Origin of the sequence: Escherichia sp. S10b, from assembly GCF_028421345.1 — a bacterium.
Taxonomy (GTDB): domain Bacteria; phylum Pseudomonadota; class Gammaproteobacteria; order Enterobacterales; family Enterobacteriaceae; genus ECMA0423.
Genome location: NZ_JAHZSO010000029.1, coordinates 1 through 3,102, shown reverse-complemented (window position 1 = coordinate 3,102; position 3,102 = coordinate 1). Strand labels below are relative to the sequence as shown.

The 3,102-nt window shown below is 50.6% G+C and carries 2 protein-coding genes; one reads left to right on the top strand and one right to left on the bottom strand.

What is annotated here, in order from left to right; translation table 11 throughout:
- The coding region (locus tag FTE26_RS02085; RefSeq protein ID WP_114190555.1) for a Tn3-like element Tn3 family transposase at positions 1 to 2,636 on the bottom strand (2,636 nt) is incomplete at its 3' end.
- A gap of 163 nt (positions 2,637 to 2,799) precedes the next feature.
- On the opposite strand from FTE26_RS02085, the gene FTE26_RS02080 reads away from it, so the two are divergent.
- Positions 2,800 to 3,102: recombinase family protein (locus FTE26_RS02080; protein ID WP_001235705.1), on the top strand; the 303-nt coding region annotated here is incomplete at its 3' end.

Sequence of the window (3,102 nt, the reverse complement as noted above, 5' to 3'; positions counted from 1 at the left end):
TCTTCATCATCAATATAATTAAGCAGATACAGCGTTTTGTTGATGCGCCCCACTTCAATGATTGCCTGAGTCAGTCCGGAAGGACGTTCACTTTTCAGCAATGAACGGACCAGCACTGAAACCTGTACTTTGCCCAGCTTCAGGGAGCCAGCGGTCCGGATCATTTCGTCCCACTGAAGGACTATTTTTCGGGGATCTGATTGCCCTCTGGCAATATCATTCAGCACGCCATAGTCGGCATCATGGTCCATTCGCCAGAAAACCGAAGCACCGGCATCAGCCAGGCGTGGAGAAAACTGGTATCCCAGCAGCCAGAAAAGGCCAAAGACAAGTTCGCTGGCACCTGCTGTATCGGTCATAATTTCGGTTGGATTCAGCCCGGTCTCCTGTTCCAGAAGACCTTCCAGCACAAAGATAGAGTCCCTCAGCGTCCCCGGTATAACGATGCCATGAAAGCCGGAATACTGATCGGACACAAAGTTGTACCAGGTGATCCCTCTGTTATTACCAAAGTATTTGCGGTTCGGTCCGGCATTGATTGTTCTGACTGGCGTAACAAAGCGCATTCCATCTGCAGATGCCACTTCTCCTCCACCCCATATCTGTGCCAGTGGCAGCGTTGCCTGAAAATCAACCAGTCTGGCATTAGCGCTGGTGATAGTTTCAGCCCGCAGATAGTTCGCTTTTGTCCAGTTCAGCCGGTGTCGGGTCAGTGCAGGAACATTTGATCTGATCAGTGGTTCCAGACCGATATTGCAGGCTTCAGCCATCAGCACGGCGCTGATGCTGACGGGCAGATCATCAACTCTGGCACTGGCTTCACTAGCATGGAAAAACTCATCAGCAAATCCGGTATGGGCGTTAATTTCGAGCAGCAACTCCGTTAAATCCACCGGAGGGAGTAGATCACTGATCATTTTGCTCAGTCGTTTCAGACTGTCCGGCTCATCAAGACTGGCGAGGGGAGAAATTGTCAACCGGGGCTTCGGGCCAGAAACATCGAGTTCGACAGCCTCATTTTCGCAAAGACGTGCAGCAACCTGTCTGTAACGACTATCAAGCTGATGACCCAGAGATTTTATTGCTTCCTGCGGGTCTGTCGGGTGCCCCAAAGAACGATAAACCTTAATCCGGTTTGCCTGCCAGTCAGCACCCTGTAGTAATCTTGCACGAGGATCTCCCCACCGGTTACTGCCGGTAACGTAGACATCCCTCCGCCTCAGACTATCCTGCAGTTTACTGAGAAAGCAGAGCGTGTATCCCCTGCGGGTGATATGTTTTTCCTTGTTAATCACCAGCCGTTTCCATGACCGACTGATAATTTCCGTTGGTGCGTCGTCAAAAAACTGCCGCCGTGAGCTGAACTCCCGGCTGAGGTAGTCACAGGCATTCAGAGTGGTAACCCCGGCAGGTGCGGATGAAAATTTAACGGTATTCAGCAGATGGGGCAGGAAACGACGAACGCGCCCGTACTGCTCCACCATTTCTTCATGAAAATTATCGTCTGAGGGCCGGGCAATTTCACGGACAAGCGTGATGATTTCAGCCAGCTTTTGCCTTGGGATGTAGCTGAACACCTCAGCACGAATCGATTCGTCCGGTGTTTCTTCTTTCAGCAGGTACGAACATGCGCTGGCGAGCGCCAATGCAGATTTATCCAGATCCTTCAGCGAGCGGAGCCGTTTTTTCTGCCCAATCTTTCTGGCGTCACGGATGATAACGGCCAGCATGGCGTCCAGAACGTCCAATGCATCATCCAGCGCCAGCGTTTCCCATGCAAGGACAAAGGCAACCAGAACCGCCATCCTTTTCTGCGGTGACATCCTGGCAATATTGAACACCGAAGTCATACCAGCATAACGTGCGAGATTTTTCAGGCGCACAGCCGGGAGTGTACTCAGGTTTTCAGCATGCAGGCCAAAATCGTTCAGAGTTTTCCAGCGTTCAATTGCTTCATTAAACGCCGGACCACTGATGGTCACAGGGCCCTTTTTCAGTGATTCCAGTAAAGACAGGCGGCTGCAATCAGTTGGCCCCAGCAGCATCTCCAGCTGTGAACGCTGTTCGGCTGACGGTATCAGTGCCAGTTTGTTCCACAGGCGCAACGTCGCCTTTTCCCTTACCTCTGAAATCAACCGGGTCAGCGTAGTGGCTCCGGGGAGAATAATACGATGTTGCATAAGCCACCCTGTCGCCAGATCGAAAAGCAGGCCAGGACGTTCGTTGCTTATCCAGCTCCGGGTATATAAAAGACGGGTAAGGCGAAATGTCCAGGGCCAGGCAAATTCACGATACTGATAGTGCTGACGTATCAGCGCTGCATGCTCACGGCGGGTATTTTCCCTCTGACCGTATTCTGCAAGAACGGTGATATCACGAATCCCGAGCTGTCTGGCGGTAAAATGCCGGACGCCGGAAGGAATATGATTCATATCGGTGAGGAAGGTGCCCAGAAAACGGACACATCCAATTTGCAGGGCAATGCCCAGACGGTTGTGATCACCTCTGCTTTTTCCGATAAATTCCTTGTCTGCTTCATCAAGGTGAAAATATCGTGCCAGCTGAAGCTCATCCGGTTCACCGGTGAATCTGCCATAGCTTTCAGTCTGCTCAGTGGTCAGAAAGTCAACGGGCATATCGGCCTCCCTGCCTGACGGGCATTTAGTAACATTTTTCCAACCGTACGAAATGTTATAAATTATCGGACATCGTAAAACTGTTACATTAATATGTCTATTAAATCGTAAATTTGTAATAATAGACATGAGTTGTCCGATATTCGATTTAAGGTACATTTTTATGCGACTTTTTGGTTACGCTCGGGTCTCAACCAGTCAGCAGTCTCTTGATCTTCAGGTCAGAGCACTCAAAGACGCAGGTGTGAAAGCAAACCGTATATTTACCGATAAGGCATCCGGCAGTTCAACAGACCGGGAAGGGCTGGATTTGCTGAGGATGAAGGTGGAGGAAGGTGATGTCATTCTGGTTAAGAAGCTCGACCGTCTTGGCCGCGACACTGCCGATATGATCCAACTGATAAAGGAATTTGACGCTCAGGGCGTGGCAGTCCGGTTCATTGATGACGGGATCAGTACCGACGGT